This window comes from Luedemannella flava, assembly GCF_039528515.1.
GTDB classification, from domain to species: domain Bacteria; phylum Actinomycetota; class Actinomycetes; order Mycobacteriales; family Micromonosporaceae; genus Luedemannella; species Luedemannella flava.
Genome location: NZ_BAAALT010000352.1, coordinates 1 through 2,914, shown reverse-complemented (window position 1 = coordinate 2,914; position 2,914 = coordinate 1). Strand labels below are relative to the sequence as shown.

At 70.3% G+C, this 2,914-nt stretch carries 4 protein-coding genes; 3 read left to right on the top strand and 1 reads right to left on the bottom strand.

The window, feature by feature from the left end; all coding sequences use genetic code 11:
• The coding region (locus ABD211_RS33285; RefSeq protein ID WP_344140533.1) for an ArsR/SmtB family transcription factor at positions 1-694 on the top strand (694 nt) is incomplete at its 5' end.
• Here the strand turns inward: ABD211_RS33285 and ABD211_RS33280 are convergent.
• Positions 691-1,101, bottom strand: coding sequence for a hypothetical protein (locus ABD211_RS33280; RefSeq protein ID WP_344140531.1), 411 nt, complete (start codon positions 1,099-1,101; stop codon positions 691-693). The two genes, ABD211_RS33285 and ABD211_RS33280, sit on opposite strands and share 4 nt — an antisense overlap.
• A gap of 149 nt (positions 1,102-1,250) precedes the next feature.
• On the opposite strand from ABD211_RS33280, the gene ABD211_RS33275 reads away from it, so the two are divergent.
• Positions 1,251-1,829, top strand: coding sequence for an IS607 family transposase (locus ABD211_RS33275; RefSeq protein WP_344140529.1), 579 nt, complete (start codon positions 1,251-1,253; stop codon positions 1,827-1,829).
• The coding region (gene tnpB, locus ABD211_RS33270) for an IS607 family element RNA-guided endonuclease TnpB (protein ID WP_344140527.1) at positions 1,826-2,914 on the top strand (1,089 nt) is incomplete at its 3' end. The genes ABD211_RS33275 and tnpB, both read left to right, overlap by 4 nt.

Below are 2,914 nucleotides of genomic sequence, written 5' to 3'. Positions count from 1 at the left end.
GCTGGACCTCGCCGCGGCGCGCGGCCCGCGGCAGGCCGAGTTCGCCGCGCGGCTGCTGGCGGACCCGCCGGCGGTGCGCCGCTGGGTGCGCCGGCTGCTGGAGGACTGCGAGCAGGCGTTCTTCGCCGACGCGTGGGCCCGGGTGCTGCCCCGGCTCGCCGCCGACTCGCGACACAAGGCCGACCTCCTCACCCGCCACGGCCTGGCGGCCGCCCTCACCGCGGTCTCCCCCGCCGCCTCACTGTCAGCCGACGGCCACCGCATCCTGATCGACAAACTGCAGGACAACGCCACCACGGCGTACGGGCGGGGGGTCACCTTCATTCCGACCGCGTACGGCCGGCCGCACCTGCTCGTGGTGCACGCGGCGGGCTGGCGGCCGGTGCTGCAGTACCCGGCCACGGAGGCGGGGACCCGGCCGGTCCCGCTCGACATGGTGCGCCGGCGCATCGACGCGCTCGCGCACCCGGTGCGCCAGCGGCTGGCCCGCACGCTCGCCCGCGGGCCGCACACCACCGGCGAGCTGGCCGAGGCGTGGCAGCTCACCGCCCCCGAGGTGTCCCGCCACCTCGCCGTGCTCAAGAAGGCGGGCCTGGTCAGCACGACGCGCCGGGGCCGGTACGTGCTCTACCAGCTGGACCTGGCCGCCTCGGCCCGCCTCGGCGACGACTTCGTCGAGGCCCTGCTGCGCTAACGGGCGCCGGTCAGCCGTTCCTGCACCCGCAGCAGGCCGCGGACCGCCCACACCAGGAGCGGGAACACCAGCAGCAGGACGCCGAGCGCGTGCACCGCCCAGGCGCCGACCAGGGTCGGGCCACCCCACGAGTCCCCGTACGTGCTCGCCCAGATGCTCCCATCCTTGTCGCCCAACCCCAGGTACGGCCGGAACGGGTACGCCAGGACGTTGATCAGGACGAGGAAGCCGAGGACGAGGGTGAGCCCGGTCGCGACGACCGCGACGGGGAGCGCCAGCACGCCCCGCACCGGCCGGCGGACCGCCGCGCGCACCGCCGACGGCACCGCGACGAGCGCGGCGGCCAGCCGGCGCCACGCGGCGCGCCCGTAGGTCTGTGCCACATATCGATGCGTCACGTTCGTCATACCGCGAGTCTCGGCCCACCGGATGCCAACTGCCATCAGGGCCTTCCCGGACAGGACCCGCACGGGCGGCGGATCGCGACGCGTGAGGGTGGGTCAACTGATGGTGCTTTGATCGCCACTAGTACTCAATAGCTTGCTATAGTGGTGGTGTGAATTTGAAGGAGTGGGCGGCGGCTACCGGGGTTTCGTATGCGACCGCACGTAGGCGTTACGAGTCCGGGACGTTGCCCGTTCCTACCTACCGGCTTGGTCGGCTGATCATGGTTGGTGAACCGTTGACCGCGACCGGGCCGGATGTTGGTCAGACTGTGGTGTACGCGCGGGTGTCGTCGGTTGATCAGAAAGCGGATCTGGACCGGCAGGTTGCCCGGGTCACCGTGTGGGCAACCGGCCAACGGTTGCCGGTGGATCGGGTGGTCACGGAGATCGGGTCGGCGTTTGACGGTCACTGCAAAAGGTTTCAGGCGTTACTGGGTGACCCGTCTGTGTCCACGATCGTGGCTGAGCATCGGGGCCGGTTCGCGCGGTTCGGAGCCGAGTATGTGGAGGCTGCGCTGAGGGCCCAGGGCCGCCGGCTGCTGGTCGTTGATCCCGCCGAGGTTGACGACGACCTCGTCCGGGACGTGACCGAGATCCTCACGTCGTTGTGCGCCCGCCTGTACGGTCGTCGCGCTGCCGCGAACCGTGCCCGACGCGCGGTTCAGGCGGCCATTGAGGACCCGACGTGAAGGTGGTCCAGGCGTACCGGTTCGCTCTCGACCTGACCCCGACCCAGGAACGGGCGGTTCTCGCGCACGCGGGTGCCGCCCGGGTTGCCCATAACTGGGCGTTGGCCAGAGTGAAAGCGGTCATGGACCAGCGGGCAGCCGAACGGTCCTACGGCATTACCGACGATCAGCTCACCGACACAATGTCGTGGTCGTTGCCCGCGTTGCGTCGCGCGTGGAACACCGTTAAAGGCGAGGTGGCCCCGTGGTGGCGGGAATGTTCCAAGGAGGCGTTCAACACCGGCCTGGACGCGTTGGCGCGCGGGTTGAAGAACTGGTCAGACTCCCGCAACGGTAACCGGGCCGGCCGTCCGGTCGGGTTCCCCCGGTTCAAGTCCCGCCGGCGCACTACTCCATCGGTGCGGTTCACCACGGGCGCGATCCGGGTCGAACCTGACCGTAAGCATGTGGTCCTACCCCGGTTGGGCCGGTTGAAGCTGCACGAGTCGGCCCGCAAACTCGCCCGCCGCCTCGACAACAACACCGCCCGGATCATGTCCGCGACCGTACGCCGCGACGGACGCCGTTGGTTCGTCGCGTTCACCGTCGAGGTGCAGCGAGCAGCAAGAACTCCGCGCCGGCCCGATGTTGTTGTGGGGGTCGATGTGGGCATCAGTCACCTGGCGGTGCTGTCGACCGGCGAGATGATCGCCAATCCGCGTCACCTGGGCGCCGCGCAGCGGCGGCTCCGTGCGTTTGGCCGGGCCCTGTCCCGTAAGGTCGGCCCCGACCGCCGAACCGGCCAGCGCCCATCCGGGCGGTGGCAACGCGCGTCGACCCGCCTGGCTGGCGCGCACACACGGGTAGCGAACCTACGCCGCGACCACCTGCATAAACTCACCACCCGCCTGGCCGGCGAGTACGGCACGATTGTGGCGGAAGACCTCAACGTGGCCGGCATGCTGCGTAACCGGCGGCTCGCCCGACATGTTGCTGACGCGGGGTTCACGGAGATCCGTCGCCAGTTGGCGTACAAGACCGTATGGAACGGCGGTCGGCTTCTCGTGGCCGACCGGTGGTACCCGTCGTCCAAAACCTGCTCGGCG